We start from the raw sequence: 18,041 nt of genomic DNA, 5'->3' as shown, positions 1-18,041 counted from the left end.
CCAATACCCCCGCAGATACCGGACACCATGCCCCATCACGTGACCGACCTCGACGCCGCCGTGGACTGGCTGCTGAGCAACATCCAAGGCCCACTGCGCATCGGCGCACCACTGGCACTGGGCAAACCCCACCGTTTGCTCAATGCCTTGTACGCGCGTATCGAACATGACCCGGCGCGGCCGCTGCAGCTGTACACCGCCTTGTCGTTGAACCCGCCGAAGGCGAAGGGCGATGGACTGGAAGCGCGCTTCATGCGCCCGTTCGTCGAGCGCCACTTCGGCACTGACTTCCCGCGTCTTGCCTACTCCGACGCCATCGTCCGCGATGGGCTGCCGGCGCATGTGCGGGTGGAAGAGTTCTACATGCAGTCCGGTGCGCTGCTGCGTTCGTCGCAGGCGCAGCGTTACTACACCAGCCTCAACTACACGCATGCGGCCGATGCAGTGGCGCAACGCGCACCGAATGCGATCGTGCAGAAAGTGGCCTATCGCGAAGGCAGCAATCAGCTGTCGCTGTCGTGCAACAACGACATCACCCAGGACACGCTCGATGCCATCGCCAAGCGCGGCCTGCCCAAGCCGTTCTTGATCGCCGAGATCGATCCTCAGCTGCCGTGGCTGGGCGGCACTGCAGCCGTTGATCCGGAATTCTTCGATCTGGTTATCACCCCGCCCGGTCCCTACCCACGGCTGTTTGGCCTGCCGCGGCAACCGGTCAGCGATGCCGACTACGCCATCGGCCTGTACGCCAGCACCTTGGTGCGCGACGGCGGCACCTTGCAGATCGGTATCGGCACACTTGCCGACGCACTCAGCCATGCGTTGGTGTTGCGGCATACCGACAACGCACGCTACCGCCAGATCCTGCACGCGCTGGATCCGCAGATCGCCGAGCACCCGTTGGTGCATGAAGCAGGTGGACTTGGGCCGTTCGAGATCGGCCTGTACGGCTGCAGCGAGATGCTCAACGAAGGCTTCCGCAAGCTGGTGCAGACCGGCGTGATCTGGCGCAAGGTGCATGACGATCTCGGCCTGATGCAGCGCCTGGCCGACGGCACTGCCAGCAACGGTGACCGCGGCCGACTTGCACGCGAAGGCGAGTACCTGCATGGCGCCTTCTATCTGGGCTCAGCCGAGTTCTACGACTGGCTGCGCAATCTCCCCGATGCCGAACGCGCCGCCATCGGCATGCGCCGCATCAGTGAGATCAACCAGCTCTATGGCGGCAACGAAGCGTTGGAACGCCTGCAGCGCCGCGATGCGCGGTTCTTCAACTCCTGCATGATCGCCAGCGCACTCGGCGCGGCGGCATCGGATGCATTGGAAGATGGCCGCGTGGTCTCCGGCGTCGGCGGCCAGTACAACTTCGTGGCGATGGCGCATGCCCTGCCCGATGCGCGCAGCATCCTGATGTTCCGCGCGACCCGCGAAGATGGTGGCAAGCCGCAATCCAACGTTCGCTGGAACTACGGGCACACCACCATTCCGCGCCACCTGCGCGATGTTTTCGTCAACGAATATGGCATTGCCGACCTTCGCAACATGACCGACGAGGACTGCGTGGTCGCGATGAGCAGCATCACCGATGCTGCGTTCCAACCGGGACTATTGGAGCAAGCCAAAACCTCGAAGAAGCTGGCTGCGAACTTCGTTGCGCCCGCGCATTGGCAACAGAATCGCGTCGAGCTGCTCAAGGCAACGCTGGCCCCGTTCCGCGCCGATGGCAGCCTGCCCGACTATCCACTCGGCAGTGATTTCGATGCCGTCGAGCAGGATCTGGTGCGGGCCTTGGGTTGGCTGAAATCGGAGACTGCGACGCCTATGGGGAAGCTGCGCACCGTAGTCGCAGCCTTGCGCCAAGCGCCCGCCGAGAACGATGCGATGTATATGCAGCGGATGGGTCTGGAGCGGCCTGCCAGTTTTGGCGAGCGGCTCAATGCGGGCTTGTTGCGGGTTGGTCTGGCGCGGACTGCGGGGAAAGCTTGATGGTGTGCATCGCAACCTGATCGCACGCCGGGAAGCCTGGGTTTAGTAGGAGCGGTGTAAGCCGCGAAGCTGATAACCCTTGGCTATCGTCAGCTTCATCTGTTGTCAGCTTCGCGACTGACGCCGCTTCCACAAAGGCGGGGATACCGGGAAAGCCCTTGCCGAGCATGGCTCGGCACTACAGACCGGCTCCCTCCCTTTCGCGCAGCGAAGGGGGTGGGTTGGGGAGGGGTTGGCCTTTCGCTGGGAAAGCCCCTTGCCGAGCATGGCTCGGCACTACAGTTGCCGCGACGCAAAAACAAAGGCCGGGTTTCCCCGGCCTTTGTCCAATCTTGCGATGTGAGGCTATCAGCCCGTGATCTGCGCCTTGGCTGCTGCCACAACCGCTTCGGTGGTGATGCCGAAGTGCTTGTACAGCTTGTCGGCCGGGGCCGATGCGCCGAAGGTGTCCAGACCGATGACCGCACCGTCCAGGCCCACGTACTGGCGCCAGAAACCGGTGACGCCGGCTTCGACAGCCACGCGATTACGCACGGCGTTCGGCAGCACGGACTCGCGGTAAGCGGCGTCCTGGCGATCGAACACGTCGGTGCACGGCATCGATACCACACGGGTCTTGATGCCGGCAGCGTCCAGCTCGGCCTTGGCAGCTACGGCCAGGCCAATTTCCGAACCGGTGCCGATCAGGATCACGTCCGGGGTACCGGCGGCGTCAGCCAACACGTAGCCACCGCGTTCGATCTGCTGCACCTGCGCGGCCGTACGCGGCTGCGGGGCCAGGTTCTGGCGGCTGAAGATCAGGCAGCTCGGGCCGTCCTTGCGGACGATCGCAGCCTTCCAGCTGACCGCCGATTCGGCCGCATCGCAGGGACGCCACACATCGTTGTTGGGGATGTAGCGCAGCGAGGACACATGCTCCACCGGCTGGTGGGTCGGGCCGTCTTCGCCCAGGCCGATCGAGTCGTGGGTGAACACGTGGATGACGTGTGCCGGGATCAGCGCGCTCATGCGCAGCGCGTTGCGGGCGTAGTCACTGAATACCAGGAAGGTGGCGTCGAACGGCAGGAAACCACCGTGCAGGGCCAGACCATTGGCAATCGCGCTCATGCCGAACTCACGCACGCCGTAGTGCACGTAGTTGGCATGCGGGTCTTCGCCGACCACGGTCTGCGCACCCTTCCACAGGGTCAGGTTGGAGCCGGCCAGGTCAGCCGAGCCGCCGATGATTTCCGGCAACAGCGGTGCGAAGGCCTGGATGGCATTCTGCGAGGCCTTGCGCGAGGCGATGTTCGGCGCCTCGGCCTGCACCTGGGCGATGTAGGCATCGGCCTGGGCAATGAAGTCCGCCGGCAGCTCGCCGTGCGAACGGCGGGTCAGCTCGTCGGCATCGGCCGGGAACTGTGCGGCGTACTTGTCGAACAGCTGCTCCCACTCGGCCTGGCGCAGGGTGCCGGTGCCGCCAGCGCGCCAGCCGCCATAGATCTCTTCCGGGATCTCAAACGGGCCGTACGGCCAGTCCAGCGCCTTGCGGGTGGCTTCCAGCTCATCCTTGCCCAGCGGTGCGCCGTGGCTGGATTCCTGGCCCGCCTTGTTCGGCGAACCAAAACCAATCGTGGTCTTGCAGCAGATCAGGGTCGGCTTGTCGAACTGCGACAGCGCCTGCTCGATGCCGGCCTTGATGCTTTCCGGATCGTGGCCGTCGACGCCACGCACCACATTCCAGCCGTAGGACTCGAAGCGTGCCGGGGTGTCGTCGGTGAACCAGCCTTCCACTTCACCGTCGATGGAGATGTTGTTGTCATCCCAGAAGCAGACCAGCTTGCCCAGGCCCCAGGTGCCGGCCAGCGATGCGGCTTCGTGGGAGATGCCTTCCATCAGGCAGCCGTCACCCATGAACACCCAGGTGCGGTGGTCGACGACTTCGAACTCGGGACGGTTGTAACGCTGCGACAGCAGCTTCTCAGCCAGCGCGAAGCCCACGGCATTGGCCAGACCCTGACCCAGCGGGCCGGTGGTGGTTTCCACGCCCGGGGTTTCATGACGTTCCGGGTGGCCGGCAGTGCGGCTGCCCAGCTGGCGGAAAGCCTTCAGTTCTTCGATCGGCAGGTCGTAGCCGCTCAGGTGCAGCAGCGCGTAGTGCAGCATCGAGCCGTGACCGTTGGACAGCACGAAACGGTCGCGGTTGAACCACTTCGGGTTGTTCGGGTTGTGACGGAGATAGTCGTTCCAGAGCACTTCGGCGATATCGGCCATGCCCATCGGCATGCCGGGATGACCGGACTTGGCGGCTTCTACCGCATCAGCGGCAAGGAAACGGATGGCGTTCGCCAACTGGCGGCGGGTGGGCTGCGTCATGGGTCGTCAGAATCAGGAGGCTCCCGCGGAACTGCGGGCGGCCTATTGTCCCACAAGCTACCGCCGGGATCAGTCCGTAAAAGCTGACGGTAGTTCGTATTGGTTTCGCCTGACAGGAACATGCCCTAGCAAAACGGCCACCCTGAACAGGGTGGCCGTTTCTCATTGCAGCGCCCGGGAAGCAATCACTCCTGCGGGTGATGCCGGCCGATGCTGTCGTCGCTTTCGCCACGTGCCACCAAGGTGGTCAGGGCCAGGTCACCGGTCACGTTCAGCGCGGTGCGGCACATGTCCAGGAAGTGGTTAACGCCCAGGATCAGGCCGATACCGGCCGGATTGACGCCGACCATGGCACAGATCAGCGCCACCACCGGCAGCGAGCCGGACGGCACACCGGCGGTACCGATGCCACCGAGGATGCAGACCACCATCACCATGAACTGCTGGCCGATGCTCAGGTCCACGCCGAAGAACTGCGCCAGGAAGATCACCGTCACGCCCTCGAACAGCGCGGTGCCGTTCTGATTGGCGGTAGCACCCACGGTCAACACGAAGCGCGAAACCTTATGCGGGAAACCCATCTGGTCAGCCACGCGCAGCGCGGTCGGCAGGGTCGCGTTGGAGGACGCGGTGGAGAATGCCATCACCGTGGCTTCCTGGGTCTCACGGAAGAACTTGATCGGCGAACGCCCGGCCAGCTTCACCGCGATGCCGTAGCTGACGAACATGTGCACCGCCAGCGCCAGCACCACCACGCCCACATAGGCGCCGAGCTTGACCAGCAGGTCGAAGCCGAAGATGGCCGCCAGATTGAACATGAAGCAGGCCACGGCGTACGGCGCCAGGCGGATGACCAGATTGATCAGGGTCATCGAGATTTCGAACAGGCCCTCGATGGCCTTGCGCAGCGTGGCGACCTTTTCGGGCGGCGACAGCACCATGCCGATACCCATCATCAATGCGAAGAACATCAGCGACAGGATCTTGCCGTTGTCCGATGCAGCGTCAAGCACGTTGTTGGGCACGATCGACAGCAGCATGTCCAGGCCCTTGGGCGCGGTGCCTGCACCGGCCACGATCGCCTGACTGCGCTCGGCATTCTCGGCCAGCAGCTTGGCGGCCACATTCGGGTCAACACCGGCGCCGGGCTGGAACAGATTGACCAGTACCAGGCCGATAAAGACCGCTACACCGGACAGCACGATGGTGTAGGCCAGCGACTTCCAGCCGATACGCCCCAGCGAGCGGATGTCACCCATCTCCGACACGCCCATCACCAGCGCCGAGAAGATAAGCGGCACGATCAGCATGAAGATCAGGCTCAGGAACAGCCCGGAAACCGGCGTGGTCAAGTAGGTGGTCACCCCGTGCACCCACGCCGCGTCAGGGCTGACGAAGTGCACGATCAGGCCCAGCAGCAGACCGAAGCCGAAGCCGATCCCTATCTTCCAGTGGAACGGCATTTTGGCGGTGGTCTTGGCTGCATTGGCCATAAGTGGGTTTCCCTCCAGAGAATGGGTCAGCTTAACAGACGATGTACAACCGCCCTTTTCAGCTTTGTTCTGGATAGAGAGGGTCCAACAACGGTTTTTCCACCACTGCGGTTTGCCGCCAGCGCGGACCGGCCTTGAATACCTCACGCAGCTGCGCACGCGCGGCGCTCACGTCGCCCTCGCCGCCCCAGCGGGCGCGTTGCATGCGTTGCAGCGCATCGCTTTGTGCCGGGTCATCCAGTTTCTGCAACACCGCGTCGAGACCATCCACTCCGCCCATCGCGGCGAGGATGTGCGCAACCTCGTCCAGACTGCCCGCGTCCAAGGCGCGGCGCAGGTCTGCCGTGCTGTAGCGCGAGGCAGCGCTGGCAGATTGCGCTGCAGGCCCGTTGCGGGTCACTGCCGGGGCATGGCGACGCGACAGCCCCCAGATCAGCGTGGCCAACCACAACAAAGCGAAACCGGCCGCCAGCGCGGGCCACAGCCACGGGTTCACGCCGTCCGGCGACGCCGCCAGGGCGTTGCCGGCAGCCACTGCGGCAGACCCGGCCGCTGCCGGCTGTACCAGTGGCGGCGCGACCATGCCGCTGCTGCTCCCTTGAGCAACCTGCAACGACAACGCCGGCAATGAGGTAGTGCGCGCCTGCCCTGCCGCAACGTCCCACCATTGCATCTGGATACCTGGCACGGTCAGCGCGCCAGTCTGCTGCGGCACGATCGAATAACGCCGGGTCAACTTCAGCTGTGGGCTGGAACCCTCGAACGTTTCATCGTATTGCGGTGGCTCGGCGAACACCTGCGCGCTGTCGCCCAGCGACGGCACCGGTAATTCCGGGAACTGGGCCTTGGTAGCCCCGTTGGCAATCGCCTCCACTTCAATGGCAATGGCTTCACCGGTACGTCCACTGTTGGGCGCGGCGGTATAGCGCAATTGCAGGCTCTTCAGCGGCAACCACGGCTGCGGCGCATCGGCCGGTGTCGCGCGCACCTGCAAGGTCTGGTCGGGGCCACGGGCACTGAGCTGGCCATTGTCGCGGCCGAAGAAATCATCGAAGAAGCCACCTGCACCCTGCCCGCTGAAACGGGCACCGGCAATCTGCAAGGGACCGCTGCGTTCGGGAATCAACAGGAAGCGGCGCTCGACCACGTTGTAACGGCGTCCGCCGACTTCGCGGACGGAGGTGCGGTCATCGCCAATGCGCTGCAGCGACGCCGCGGCGGGGGTATCCAGCACCAGTTCGCCAGACGCCAGTTGGGTGGCGAAGTACAACCGAACCACCACGCCTACGCTCTGCTGCACGTAGGGCTGCTTGTCATCGACCTCGGTTTCGATGAAGGCCAAGGCGTTGCCGTCGCTGCTTGCGACCGGTGCCTCGACCACCTTCACCAGCAAGGGCGTGGTGCTGCCGCCGCCAACGCGCAACGCCGGGATGTCCAGCATGCCGGTGCGGCGCGGCGTCAGCGCAACCGCATGCTGGGCGTAGCTGCGCGAGGCGCCACCGCCCATCTGCAGCTGGCGGCTGCTGTTCTGTGCACCCAGCACGAAGTCGGCTTCCAGCGGTGCATAGTCCGGGCTGCCCGACTGGTCGGTTTCGATGGTCAGCGTGACCGATTCATTCTGCTTGATGCTGTCCCGGTCCAACCAGGCACGCGTCTGTGCCTGCAACAGGCCAGTGACCGCCAACAGGCCGAGCAACAGCCACAACCGCATGGCGCTGCCTGTGTGATTCTTTCTCATCGCTTTTCCCGCATCCGTCGCTCGTATTCGAGCTGGAATTTCGCTTTCAACAAATCGCCAGGCTCATCCGGCACGCGCTGCATCCAGGCTTCCACGGCCTGTTGCTGCTCGCGCTGCGCAGGCGTCATCGCGGCCAACGCAGCCGCGTTCTGCTGCTCACCTTCGCGCGCCTGCTGCTGACGCATGGCCTCGGCCATGCGCTGACTCTGGGCTTGATCGGCCTGCTGCTGCCTGCCGGCATCTTCACCCTGTGGCGGCTGCTGATCCTTGTCGGATGACGACTTGCCATCCGCCTGCGGATTGCGCTCAGGGGACTGCTGGCCTTGTTGCGACGGGCTTGATTGTTGACCCTGCTGCGGCTGGCCGTGCTGCCCCTGCTGCCGACCTTGTTGGTTCTGCTGCGAAGGATTCTGCTGGCCGTTCTGCGGCGGACTCTGCTGCCCAGGCTGGTCCTTGCCCTGCTGCGGCTTGGACGGATTCTGCTGATTGCCTTGCTGGCCCTGCTGCGATTTGCGCTTGCGCGCGGCATCCACCGCGGCACGGTTGGCCACCGCATCCTGCATGCCGGGATGCGCCTTCAAGGCGCGATCATAGGCAGCGATGGCCTCGTCGTACTTGCCTTGGCGGGCAAGCGCATTGCCCAGGTTGTACCAGCCCTGATCGTTGTCGATGCCTTCGAACTTCTTCTGCGCGGTGGCGAAATCACCGAGCCGGTAGGCCTCCACACCTTCGCCCAGACGCTGGTGCTGGCGCTGGTCGGCGCGCTGCCACCAGCCGCCCTGCTCTGCTGCATGGGCCGGTTGCAGCACAGGCAGCATCAGGCATAGCGCAAGTACCGGCAGCACCCGACGCGGGCGCCGGAATGCGAACAGCGCTAGCAACAGCAACGGCGGCAACAACCAATAGCCTTCGTCCTGCCACTGCTTGCCGGCGTTGGCCTGCAACTCGCGATCCTGTGCGCCGGCCTGCGGCTCCAACACGCCCAGGGCCTGCAGGTCCGACGAGGTGGTGGCAATACGCTGGTAGCCGCCACCGCCGGCCGCAGCCAGTGCGCGCAACGACGCTTCATCCAGATGCGCCTGTTCAATCGCCCCACGCGGATCCCGGTAAGACGCGCCCTGCAGGCTGCCAAGACCGATCGCCGAGACCCGATAACCGGCGACGCGCAGTTTTCCAGCCTCGGCAACCGCCGCTGCGTCAGCGTGATCGCTCAGCAACAGTATCTCGCCGTTGCGCGCGCCGGACTGCTTCAACAGGTCACCAGCCCAGCGCAATGCCTTGTCCGGTCGCTGGCCATCGGCCGGCATCACCTCGGGTGCCAAGGCATCCAGGAACAGCGCGACGTTGGCTGCGTCATCGGTCAGCGGTGCCACGGTGAATGGCTCATAGGCGAAGGCGACCAAGGCCACTTCGCCGCCCTTGCGCTCGCGCAGCAAGGCGGCCAGCTTGGCCCGTGCCTGCAGCAGACGCGACGGCGGTAGATCGGTGGCGCGGATGCTGCTGGACAAGTCCATCACGATCACCAACGGCGTCTTCGATTCCCACAGCGGTTGTTCCAGCTGACGCCAACTCGGCCCAGCCAGGGCAAGCACCGCCAGCACCAGGCCGAATGCCAGTACGACGCTGCCCCACCAACCGCGCTTGCCGCCATCGCTCAGCAGCTGCGTCAACAAATGTGGGTCCACCGCATCGTGCCAACGCGCACTGCGCCGACGACGCCACCAACTGCCCGCCAGCGCAGCCGGCACCAGCAACAAGGCCCACAACCACTCCGGGCGCAGAAAGTGCAGATCCTGCCAATTGATCATTGCCGCAGCCCCCGCCAAGCCAGTGCCAGCATCCCCAACAACAGGGACACCGCCAACGGCAATGGATAGCGTTCGATACGCGGGCGCACCGCTGGCCCGGCGTCCTTCACTGGCTCCAGCCGATCCAGTTCAGCGTAGATGTTGACCAGCTCATCGGTGTCGCGGGCACGGAAGAAACGGCCCCCCGTTTCGTCGGCCACCTTGGTCAAGGTGGCTTCATCGACCTGATCGTCGGCACCGGGCAACTGCACGCCGAACAGCGACATACCCCCGCTGCCGCCAAAGGCGATGGTGTAGACGCGCACACCTTCGGCCTTGGCCAGTTCGGCTGCCTTCAGCGGCTCAAGCACGCCGGCCGTATTCACACCATCGGTCAACACGATCAGCACGCGCTGCCCCTGCGGCTGCTCGCGCAGGCGCTTCACCGACAGCGCGATCGCATCGCCCAATGCGGTCTCGCGTCCGGCCAGGCCCACCACGCTGTCGCGGAGTTGATCGCGCACCGTGGCACGGTCGGCGGTCAACGGCGTCAACGCATACGCGCGCTGGCCGAACACCAGCAGACCGATGCGGTCGCCTTCGCGGCGCTCAAGAAAGTCAGCCAGCACCGCCTTGGCAGCAGTGAGCCGGTCCACCACCTGGCCACCAAGCTGCATATCCGGCTCACTCATGCTGCCGGACAAGTCCACCGCCAGCATCATCTGCCGCCCCTGTCGCGGAGGCTCAATCGGCTCACCAAGCTGCTGCGGGCGCGCCAATGCGGCACACAGACACAACCAGGCCAACCACAGCAGCAACGTCTGCAGCACTGCACCGGCACGCGAGGGCGACTGGCCCTGCAAGCGCGATGGCTCGTAGGGCACACGCAAGGATGCGCCACTTTGTTCGCGCAGCGGCCAAAGCAGCATCAACAGCGGCAATGGCAGCGCGAGCCATGCCCACGGCCACGCGAAATCCGGCAACAGGCCCGTCCATTCGGAGATCATGTGCTGCATCAGCGCTGTCCGGCCATCAACTGCAGGAAACGGTTCCGAGCCAACTTGCAGGCACGTTCAACCTGCGCACCTTCAAGCTGTGGACGGAAGCCCCCGTCCAGCAGCAGGCGTCCGTCGCCGCTGCTGAAGTCATCGCCCTTGGGCCCATCAAGAAAATGCAGCCACGCCTCGCCCTGCAACTGCACCGCCTGCGGATCGAGCCGTCGCGCAGCGCGACGCAGCAGCTCCGAGGCTGCGGCCAACTTGGCTGGCCCCTGCGCTGCCGCCTGCAGTTGCCGGTCAAACAGGCTCATCCAGCGCTGCAATCGGCGCCGACGAATGAAGTACATAGCGAGCACGACCACGGCAACCAGCGTTACCACGCCGATCAGCAGCCACCAACCCGGCGCCAGCGGCCACCAACCCGGCGCTGCCGGCAAGTGCACATCGCGCAGCGGCAGTTGCGCAGCCATCAGCCCACGCTCCGGTTTGGCGCTACTCCCAGCCAGGCATCGCTGGCATCGTCGCTCAACAACGTAGTGACCCGGATACGGCGACCCGGCAGTTGCCGGCACAGGTCTTCGACCGGAGCGACCAAGGCGTCGTGCCATGCGTCGCGCACGGCCGATGAAGTCAGATCCAGTTGTATTCGACCGGACCGTGTTGCAAGCGGCAATACACAGTGCGGCGGCGAAATCTCCAGGGGATCAAGCAACAACAGCAACTCCACTTCAACATGCATCGACAGCGCCGACCAGGTTACGGCCGGCACGGCCTGCGCGCTGGCGGGATCAGCCAACACCACCGCACGCGCGCCAGGGTGCAATACCCGTGCAGCCTGCTCCAACGCCAGCTGCAATCCGCCATCATCAACTGGCCGCTCGCCATACCAACGTACCAGTGCATCCAATGCCCGCAACACACCACGCGTGCCACCGGCCGGCGGCACCAGCGCCTGCTGCGCGGAACCCCGCAACGCCGCGATCCTGTCGCCATCGCGCAGCGCCGACCATGCAGCCACCGCACCAGCGCGCGCAGCCTGCACCGACTTGAAACGCACGCGCGTACCGAAATACAGCGGCGCAGCCGTATCTGCAATCAACAAGGTGACCCGTTCGCGCTCGGTCTGGAAGGTCTTGGTGTGGGTGGCATCGGTACGTGCGGTCAATTTCCAATCGATATGCCGTGCGTCGTCACCGGGCACGTACTCACGCGACTCGGCATACTCCATGCCACGGCCACGAAGCATCGATGCGGCGCGGCCGCTGACCGCGTAGTGCCCGCGGCGAGCCTTGCGACCGCCGTTGGCAGCGCCGCGCAGCGCAATCAGTTCGGCCAATTGCGGACGTATACCGTCTTGGACGGCCGCAATCGTCTGCGCTTGCCTGGCTACCGGCGCACTCATCGCTGACCCGCGTGCAAACGCGGCCTCGTGATCATCCGATCATGGGCATCAGTCATCACACCCAGCCTCAGGGCAGAGGCACGCATTCAAGCAGCGCCGCCACCAGGCGCTCGCCATCCCAGCCCTCGGCCGCAGCCTCGTAGCTGGGTAGCACGCGATGGCGCAGCACGTCGGCTGCCACCGCCCGGATGTCGTCAGGGGTGACGTAGTCGCGGCCGGTCAACCAGGCGCGCGCACGCGCGCAGCGCTCCAGCGCGATCGAGCCGCGAGGACTTGCGCCCCAGGCAATGCGCTTGGCCAGCTGAGCGTCATACGCGTTGGCGTCACGCGAGGCCAGCACCAGCGCAATCAGATAGCGCTCCAACTGCGGTGCCATATGCAGTTCCAGCACTTCGCGGCGCGCCTGCTCGATCTTCTGCAGCGAGATCTTCTCGATAGCCACCTGCTGCGGCCGCATCGCGCGCAAAGCGCGCTCACGCGCCAACCGAAGAATCTCGGTTTCGGCGCCGGCGTCGGGGTAACCGATGCGTACATGCATCAGGAAACGGTCCAGCTGCGCCTCCGGCAGCGGGAAGGTACCTTCCTGCTCGATAGGGTTCTGCGTGGCCATCACCAGGAACACGTCAGGCAACGGATAGGTGTTGCGTCCAACTGTCACCTGCCGCTCACCCATTGCTTCGAGCAGGGCCGACTGCACCTTGGCCGGTGCACGGTTGATTTCGTCGGCCAGCAGGATTGGATGGAAGATCGGCCCGGCCTGGAACTCGAAGCGACCTTCCTGCGAGCGCCAGATATCGGTACCGGTAAGGTCGGCGGGCAGCAGATCCGGAGTGAACTGGATACGCGCGAAGCTGGCATCGATGCGCGAGGCCAAGGCGCGGATGGCGGTGGTCTTGGCCAGGCCAGGCGCGCCTTCCACCAGCAGATGGCCATCCGCCAGCAACGCGATCAGCAACCGCTCAACCAGCATTGACTGGCCGACAATCTCGCCGGCCAGGGCGTCACGAAGCGCGGTGAATTCCTGATGCAGGCCGCTGTCGCGGACCGGCGCATCGTCTTGATTGGGCAGCACGGGAGGCAGGTTCATAGGCGCAGTTTGACTGATCCGCGATGAAATGGTTCCAAACGCCATCCCGTAAACGGAAAAGGGCCGCTATAGCGGCCCCTTTCCTTAGTTGTAACAACCGCTTACCTGGCAGCCTTGGCTACACGCAGGATCTTCGGAGTCACGAACACCAGCAGCTCAGCCTTGTCCTTGGAGCGACCGCGCTTCTTGAACAGGTTGCCGAGGAACGGGATGTCACCCAGGAACGGCACCTTGCTGATACTGGTACGGTCATTGAACTCATACACGCCGCCGACCACAACGGTCTGGCCGTCGTCCACCAGAACCGCGGTGTTGATTTCGCGACGATTGATGATCGGGACAACACCAAAATCCGCTACTTCCAGGTAGGAGTCGATTTCGTCCTTCTTCACATTCATGTTGAGGAAGACACGATTGTCCTGGGTAATGGTCGGCGTGACCTTCAGCTCCAGCAGCACCTCTTTGAACTGGACATTCGGCGTTGCCGCAGTACCACCGGTACCGCCGGTAATGGTGACGTAGCCGATTTCCTTACCCTGCTTGATGACGCCTTCACGCTGGTTGGCAGTGACGATGCGCGGGTTGGAAATGACCTCACCACGACCCTCTTCCTGCAACGCGGAAAGCTCCAGGTCCAGGTTGAAATTCGCGCCCAGCAGCGTATAGGCGATGCTCGGAGCCTCACCCGCCTTGACGCTGGTGAAGGTGCCGGCGGGCAAGCTGACATTGAGCCCGCGGCTTGCGTTGCCAGTACCGCTGGTGCCGCTACCGATCGTGCCGACGTTGCTGCCATTGTTGTAGCTACGGGTGCCACCGATACCGAACTTGGCACCCAGGTCACGGGCGAAGGTGTCGGTAGCGATCACGATACGGCCTTCGATCAGCACCTGATCCACGGGCCGATCGATCACCCCGATCAGCTCACGCATCTGCGCGACCTTCTTCGGGATGTCACTGATCATCAGCGTATTGGTGCGTTCATCGGCTACCAGACGGCCACGCGGCGACAGGAAGCCGTTCTCCTGCTCGGTGCTGTTACCGTTACCACCACCGCCGCCGCCATTGTTGTTGTTGTTGCCGATCCCCTTGGCCTCGGTCAGCGCTTTGAAGATCGCCTCGGCGCTGTGGTAGTTGATCTGCACGTAGTCGGTAATCAGGTCAACGCGGTTATCGATGGCGATACGCGCGTCTTCCTTGTCCTGTTCGAACTTGGCCAGCTCCGGCTGCGGTGCAACCCAGATAACGCCACCATCACGACGCTTGTCCAGGCCCTTGGCGCGCAGCACGATGTCCAGTGCCTGGTCCCACGGCACGTTAACCAGGCGCAGGGTCACATTGCCCTGCACCGTGTCGGAGGCGACCACGTTGAGATTGGACTCCTCGGCGATCAACTGCAGCACCGTGCGCACCGGCACATCCTGGAAGTTGAAGGTCACCGGACGGCCACTGTAGCCACGTGCCGCCACCGTGGCGGCCGCCTGCGCAACCGTCCTGGAGGTCACCGCACCGGTAGCCACCTCGGCCTGGCGCGGAGTGATCTCGACCACGTACTCATTGCCGGACTGATAGGCCAGCGAATCGAATGCGCCATTGGTGCTGAGCACCAGTTGCGAACCCTGCCCGGACGGCTTGGCATCGATGCGCTGTACCGGCGTGGCGAAATCAACAACATTGAGCGGGCGTTGCAGCTCGGCCGGCAACACGGCGTTGCCAACATCGATCACGACATTGTTGCCCTGGTTGCGCAGGTCCGGGCTCGCGCCCTGGCCGTCGAACTGCATGATCAACCGCCCGGCACCATCATCGCCGCGCTTGAAGTCGATCTTGGTTACGGAAACCGCCTTCACCGCCTGCTGCGAGGCTGCGGCTGCGCCGCCAACACCCGTAACCGGCTGTGCTGCGTAAGAAGAGCCGCACACCGCTGCCAACGCCACTCCCAGGGCGCAGACGCGGACCAGTGCATGGCGCCGGTTGGGACGCAGGCTCAGGGCTTTGGTAAAAGTCATCGTGCTATCCCCTAATCAATCAACGATCGTCCAGTGCAAGCGAAGCTGGGCGTTCCAGCCAGCCACCTGCACCGTCCGGCACTAGTTCAATCAACTCGATCCCGTCTTCGCGTACGCCAGTCACACGGCCATCGCTCTGACCCATGTACACCCCAGGACGTACACGGTAGGTGACCTTGTCCGGCCCCATCACCAGTGCCACAGCACCCGCGCCGCTACCGATCGTGCCAACCATGTCCAGGCTGTCCAGCGGGAATCCTTCGAGCGGTTCCTTGCGGCGGTTCGGATCCGGCCGCAACTGGCTGTTGCCATCATCGGACACCCAGGCGTCACTGAACGGATCGCGCAGGCCTTGAGCCGAATATTCAAAGGTTTCGAACTGCTGCATCACCGGCAGAGGCTGCAATGACTCGGCTGGGCGTGCACGCACGTCGGCTATCCACTTTTCAAGATTGGGCGCTTCGCCAGGCGTGCTGGTGATGCCACGGGCGCAACCGCCCAGCAGCACTACGCAAGCCATACCCAACGCCAGGGAGGAAATACTACGCATGATCACTTCCCTCCCTTTTTCTTGGCTTCGGCAGCCGCGTCAGCGGCCGCCTTTTGCTGATCAGCCAGCTCGGTGTCATCCAGGTACCGGTAGGTCTTGACCGTACCGGACAACTCCAGCGCGCCGCCGGGCGTGATCACGCCCTGTCCGCCCTTGGGCTGCAGATTGATGTCATGCATGGTCAGGATGACGACGCGAGGCAAAGAGGCCACACCACTGACGAACGCTCCGAACTGGTGATAACTGCCCACCAAGCGCAGCGCGATCGGCTTTTCGGCATAGAACTCTTTCAAGGTCTCGTCACCGGGTTTGAACAGCTCGTTGTTCAAGCCGCTGGACAACGCGGTCTGCGAAACGTCGATGATCAGATCCGGCATCTCGGTCTTGCTTGGCAACTGGCGCAGCATCTGCTGCAACACCTGCTCCATCTGTGCCAGTTGCTGCTTCAAGGGCTCCAGATTGACCGCACGCTCCTGTTCTTTCTCGAAGCTCTGGCGCAAGGTCACTTCCTTGTTCACCAGATTTTCCAGCTCCCCTTTCTGCCCACTGATGATCAACAGGTAAGACAGACCAAGGATCAGCAAGGACAGCAGCACGCAGAACACAACCTTCGCGTTGCGCGGCCAGGCGCCGATATTGTTGAAATCCAGCTCTTTTGCGTTGAATTTCTTGCTCACGAACGGGCCTCCTTCTGCGCCGGCGCTGCCGGCGCTGTCTCGCCCTTTGGCTCCTCCGGCCCGCGGGCAGGCGCAGCCGGCTCTACCGGCGACGCAGCAGCGGGAGTTCCAGGTGCAGCGCCTGCAGTAGCCGGAGCGACCGCTGCGGCATCAGCGGCGGTCGGCGCGGCACCTGCTTCGGCCTGACCGTCGCTGGGGGCCGGCAGCTGCACCTTCAGTGTGAACACATATGGCAGGGACTTGATGTCGACAACCGCCCCACCCTTCTGCTGCGGATCCTGCGCACGCGCCTCGATGATGGTCAGTTCCGGATTTCTCATCCAGCCCGAGGTCTCGAGATTGCGCATATAAGCACTGACACGAGCGTTGGACTGCGTACGGCCTTCCAGCGTCAGGGTCTCGCCTTCCTGCTTCAGTGCGGTCAGCACCACGCCATCGGGAATGGTACGCACCAACGAATCAAACAGGTGCACCATCTGCGACCGCTTGCCCTGCAGCTCCTCGATCACTGCCTTGCGGTCGAGCAGACGCTTTTTCTGCTCGTCCAGGCGATCGATTTCCTTGTTCTGCTCCTTGACCTTGGCGATCTCGGTCTCAAGGTAGGCATTGCGCTCGTTCTGCCCGCTGATCTGCTGGCTGAAGTAAAACCACAGCAAGCCCGACAGCACCACGCCACTGAGCGCGGCAAAGCCCAGCATCCCGTAGAACTCACGCTGACGCTGTTTGCGGCGCTCCTCGCGCCATGGCAATAGGTTGATCCGTGCCATCAGTCAAACCCCCTCATGGCCAGACCCGTCGCGATCATCAGCGCCGGCGCATCCTGGTTCAGTGCATGCGCCTGGACCTTCGGCCCCAGCGTCATCTGCGCCAAGGGGTTGGCCACCGAGGTCGCAACGCCAAGCTGTTCTTCCACCATGGTCGGCAGGCCGATCAAGGCAGCGCAGCCGCCAGCAAGGACGATGTGGTCTACGCGATTGAACTCGCTGCCAGCGTAGAAGAACTGCAACAGGCGGCTGATCTGCTGCACCGTCGCTTCCTTGAACGGCTCCAGCACTTCAACCTCGTAACTCTCCGGCAAACCGCCCTGGCGCTTGGCCAGGCCTGCTTCCTCGTAGCTGAGCCCGTAACGGCGCATCACCTCATCGGTGAGCTGCTTGCCACCGAACACCTGCTCGCGGCTGTACAGACTGCGGCCACCACGCAAGACGTTGAGCGTGGTCATGGTTGCGCCGATGTCGACCAGCGCCACCACGCCATCACTGGGTACAGCCAGCTCGCTGGCGACCAATGCAAAGGCGTTCTCGATAGCGAACGCTTCCACATCCATCACCTTGGCGGTCAGCCCACCCAGCTCCAGCGCGGACTGGCGAAGCTCCACGTTCTCGGAACGCGATGCGGCCAACAGTACCTGCACCATTTCCGGATTGTTCGGTACTGCACCCAGGACTTCGAAATCGAGGTTCACTTCGTCGATGGGGTACGGGATGTAGTTCACCGCCTCCAGTTCGACCTGTGCTTCCAGATCGTTTTCGTCCAGATCTGCCGGCATCGGGATCACCTTGGTGATCACCGCAGAACCGGCAACAGCGGCGGCCGCCCCTTTGGCCTTGCTGCCTGAACGCGCAACAGCCCGCCGAATCGCTTCGCCGACTGCTTCGACTTCCACAATGTTCTTCTCCACCACCGCATTCGGCGGAAGAGGTTCCACGGCGTAATGTTCCACGCGGAAACGGTTACCGCTGCGGGAAAGCTGAAGCAGCTTTACCGCAGTCGAACTGATGTCGACGCCAATGATGGGCGTCTGACTCTTTGGGATAAGCCCCACGGATTCTCCCCTGCCGACGGGCACTTGGACGCAAGTCTTGCGTCGGCGCATTAATAACGTTTTTTCAGCAAATGGCAACCATCCGGAATGCGAGACGCGATCTGCATCACGTCGCCCAGCTGTATCCCATTTACTCT

The 18,041-nt window shown here is 63.7% G+C and carries 14 protein-coding genes; 1 reads left to right on the top strand and 13 read right to left on the bottom strand.

The features are described from left to right. The first annotated feature begins 27 nt into the window (after positions 1–27). Positions 28–1,986: an acetyl-CoA hydrolase/transferase C-terminal domain-containing protein gene (locus tag ACVOLS_RS08730; protein WP_481545309.1), complete on the top strand. Its 1,959-nt coding sequence runs from the start codon at positions 28–30 to the stop codon at positions 1,984–1,986. 348 nt (positions 1,987–2,334) lie between these two features. Here the strand turns inward: ACVOLS_RS08730 and tkt are convergent, their stop codons facing one another. The 13 genes from tkt to ACVOLS_RS08665 form a co-directional block, all read right to left on the bottom strand. Then, positions 2,335–4,341, bottom strand: coding sequence for a transketolase (tkt, locus tag ACVOLS_RS08725; RefSeq protein ID WP_481545308.1), 2,007 nt, complete (start codon positions 4,339–4,341; stop codon positions 2,335–2,337). Positions 4,342–4,526: 185 nt separating this feature from the next. Next, the gene (locus ACVOLS_RS08720; protein ID WP_481545307.1) at positions 4,527–5,834 is read right to left on the bottom strand and encodes a dicarboxylate/amino acid:cation symporter; all 1,308 of its coding nucleotides are present in this window, start codon (positions 5,832–5,834) and stop codon (positions 4,527–4,529) included. Positions 5,835–5,892: 58 nt separating this feature from the next. Further along, entirely contained in the window at positions 5,893–7,572 is a 1,680-nt protein-coding gene (locus tag ACVOLS_RS08715; protein WP_481545306.1) for a BatD family protein, read from the bottom strand. After that, positions 7,569–9,380, bottom strand: a complete 1,812-nt coding sequence (locus tag ACVOLS_RS08710) for a vWA domain-containing protein (protein WP_481545305.1) — start codon at positions 9,378–9,380, stop codon at positions 7,569–7,571. Before ACVOLS_RS08710 ends, ACVOLS_RS08715 begins: the two co-directional genes overlap by 4 nt. Further along, the gene (locus tag ACVOLS_RS08705) at positions 9,377–10,375 is read right to left on the bottom strand and encodes a vWA domain-containing protein (RefSeq protein WP_481545304.1); all 999 of its coding nucleotides are present in this window, start codon (positions 10,373–10,375) and stop codon (positions 9,377–9,379) included. Before ACVOLS_RS08705 ends, ACVOLS_RS08710 begins: the two co-directional genes overlap by 4 nt. After that, positions 10,375–10,827, bottom strand: coding sequence for a DUF4381 domain-containing protein (locus tag ACVOLS_RS08700; RefSeq protein ID WP_481545303.1), 453 nt, complete (start codon positions 10,825–10,827; stop codon positions 10,375–10,377). Before ACVOLS_RS08700 ends, ACVOLS_RS08705 begins: the two co-directional genes overlap by 1 nt. Then, positions 10,827–11,759, bottom strand: a complete 933-nt coding sequence (locus tag ACVOLS_RS08695; protein ID WP_481545302.1) for a DUF58 domain-containing protein — start codon at positions 11,757–11,759, stop codon at positions 10,827–10,829. The genes ACVOLS_RS08700 and ACVOLS_RS08695 overlap by 1 nt, the downstream gene beginning before the upstream one ends. Before the next feature lie 67 nt (positions 11,760–11,826). Next, positions 11,827–12,846, bottom strand: coding sequence for an AAA family ATPase (locus ACVOLS_RS08690; RefSeq protein WP_481545301.1), 1,020 nt, complete (start codon positions 12,844–12,846; stop codon positions 11,827–11,829). A gap of 101 nt (positions 12,847–12,947) precedes the next feature. Beyond that, positions 12,948–14,852, bottom strand: a complete 1,905-nt coding sequence (locus tag ACVOLS_RS08685) for a type IV pilus secretin PilQ (protein WP_481545300.1) — start codon at positions 14,850–14,852, stop codon at positions 12,948–12,950. Between the two features lie 19 nt (positions 14,853–14,871). After that, entirely contained in the window at positions 14,872–15,402 is a 531-nt protein-coding gene (locus ACVOLS_RS08680; protein WP_481545299.1) for a pilus assembly protein PilP, read from the bottom strand. Positions 15,403–15,404: 2 nt separating this feature from the next. Further along, positions 15,405–16,079, bottom strand: a complete 675-nt coding sequence (locus ACVOLS_RS08675) for a type IV pilus inner membrane component PilO (protein ID WP_481545298.1) — start codon at positions 16,077–16,079, stop codon at positions 15,405–15,407. Then, a complete protein-coding gene (locus tag ACVOLS_RS08670; RefSeq protein ID WP_481545297.1) occupies positions 16,076–16,846 on the bottom strand; it encodes a PilN domain-containing protein in 771 nt (256 codons plus the stop codon). The genes ACVOLS_RS08675 and ACVOLS_RS08670 overlap by 4 nt, the downstream gene beginning before the upstream one ends. Beyond that, positions 16,846–17,904 carry a pilus assembly protein PilM gene (locus ACVOLS_RS08665; RefSeq protein ID WP_481545296.1) on the bottom strand — a complete coding sequence of 353 codons (1,059 nt, stop codon included), beginning with the start codon at positions 17,902–17,904 and terminating at the stop codon, positions 16,846–16,848. Before ACVOLS_RS08665 ends, ACVOLS_RS08670 begins: the two co-directional genes overlap by 1 nt. Positions 17,905–18,041 lie beyond the last annotated feature (137 nt).

The sequence above is a fragment of the Stenotrophomonas sp. STEN038 genome, from assembly GCF_056759895.1.
Note: the sequence above shows the minus strand (reverse complement) of the source record. Positions and strands in the feature narration are given on the sequence as shown.

Bases quoted from the DNA above. Each gene is read 5' to 3' on its own strand.
- ACVOLS_RS08700 (WP_481545303.1), bottom strand. From the start codon at position 10,827: ATGGCTGCGCAACTGCCGCTGCGCGATGTGCACTTGCCGGCAGCGCCG.
- ACVOLS_RS08670 (WP_481545297.1), bottom strand. From the start codon at position 16,846: ATGGCACGGATCAACCTATTGCCATGGCGCGAGGAGCGCCGCAAACAG.
- ACVOLS_RS08685 (WP_481545300.1), bottom strand. From the start codon at position 14,852: ATGACTTTTACCAAAGCCCTGAGCCTGCGTCCCAACCGGCGCCATGCA.
- ACVOLS_RS08720 (WP_481545307.1), bottom strand. From the start codon at position 5,834: ATGGCCAATGCAGCCAAGACCACCGCCAAAATGCCGTTCCACTGGAAG.
- ACVOLS_RS08730 (WP_481545309.1), top strand. From the start codon at position 28: ATGCCCCATCACGTGACCGACCTCGACGCCGCCGTGGACTGGCTGCTG.
- ACVOLS_RS08705 (WP_481545304.1), bottom strand. From the start codon at position 10,375: ATGCAGCACATGATCTCCGAATGGACGGGCCTGTTGCCGGATTTCGCG.
- ACVOLS_RS08695 (WP_481545302.1), bottom strand. From the start codon at position 11,759: ATGAGTGCGCCGGTAGCCAGGCAAGCGCAGACGATTGCGGCCGTCCAA.
- ACVOLS_RS08690 (WP_481545301.1), bottom strand. From the start codon at position 12,846: ATGAACCTGCCTCCCGTGCTGCCCAATCAAGACGATGCGCCGGTCCGC.
- tkt (WP_481545308.1), bottom strand. From the start codon at position 4,341: ATGACGCAGCCCACCCGCCGCCAGTTGGCGAACGCCATCCGTTTCCTT.
- ACVOLS_RS08680 (WP_481545299.1), bottom strand. From the start codon at position 15,402: ATGCGTAGTATTTCCTCCCTGGCGTTGGGTATGGCTTGCGTAGTGCTG.
- ACVOLS_RS08715 (WP_481545306.1), bottom strand. From the start codon at position 7,572: ATGAGAAAGAATCACACAGGCAGCGCCATGCGGTTGTGGCTGTTGCTC.
- ACVOLS_RS08710 (WP_481545305.1), bottom strand. From the start codon at position 9,380: ATGATCAATTGGCAGGATCTGCACTTTCTGCGCCCGGAGTGGTTGTGG.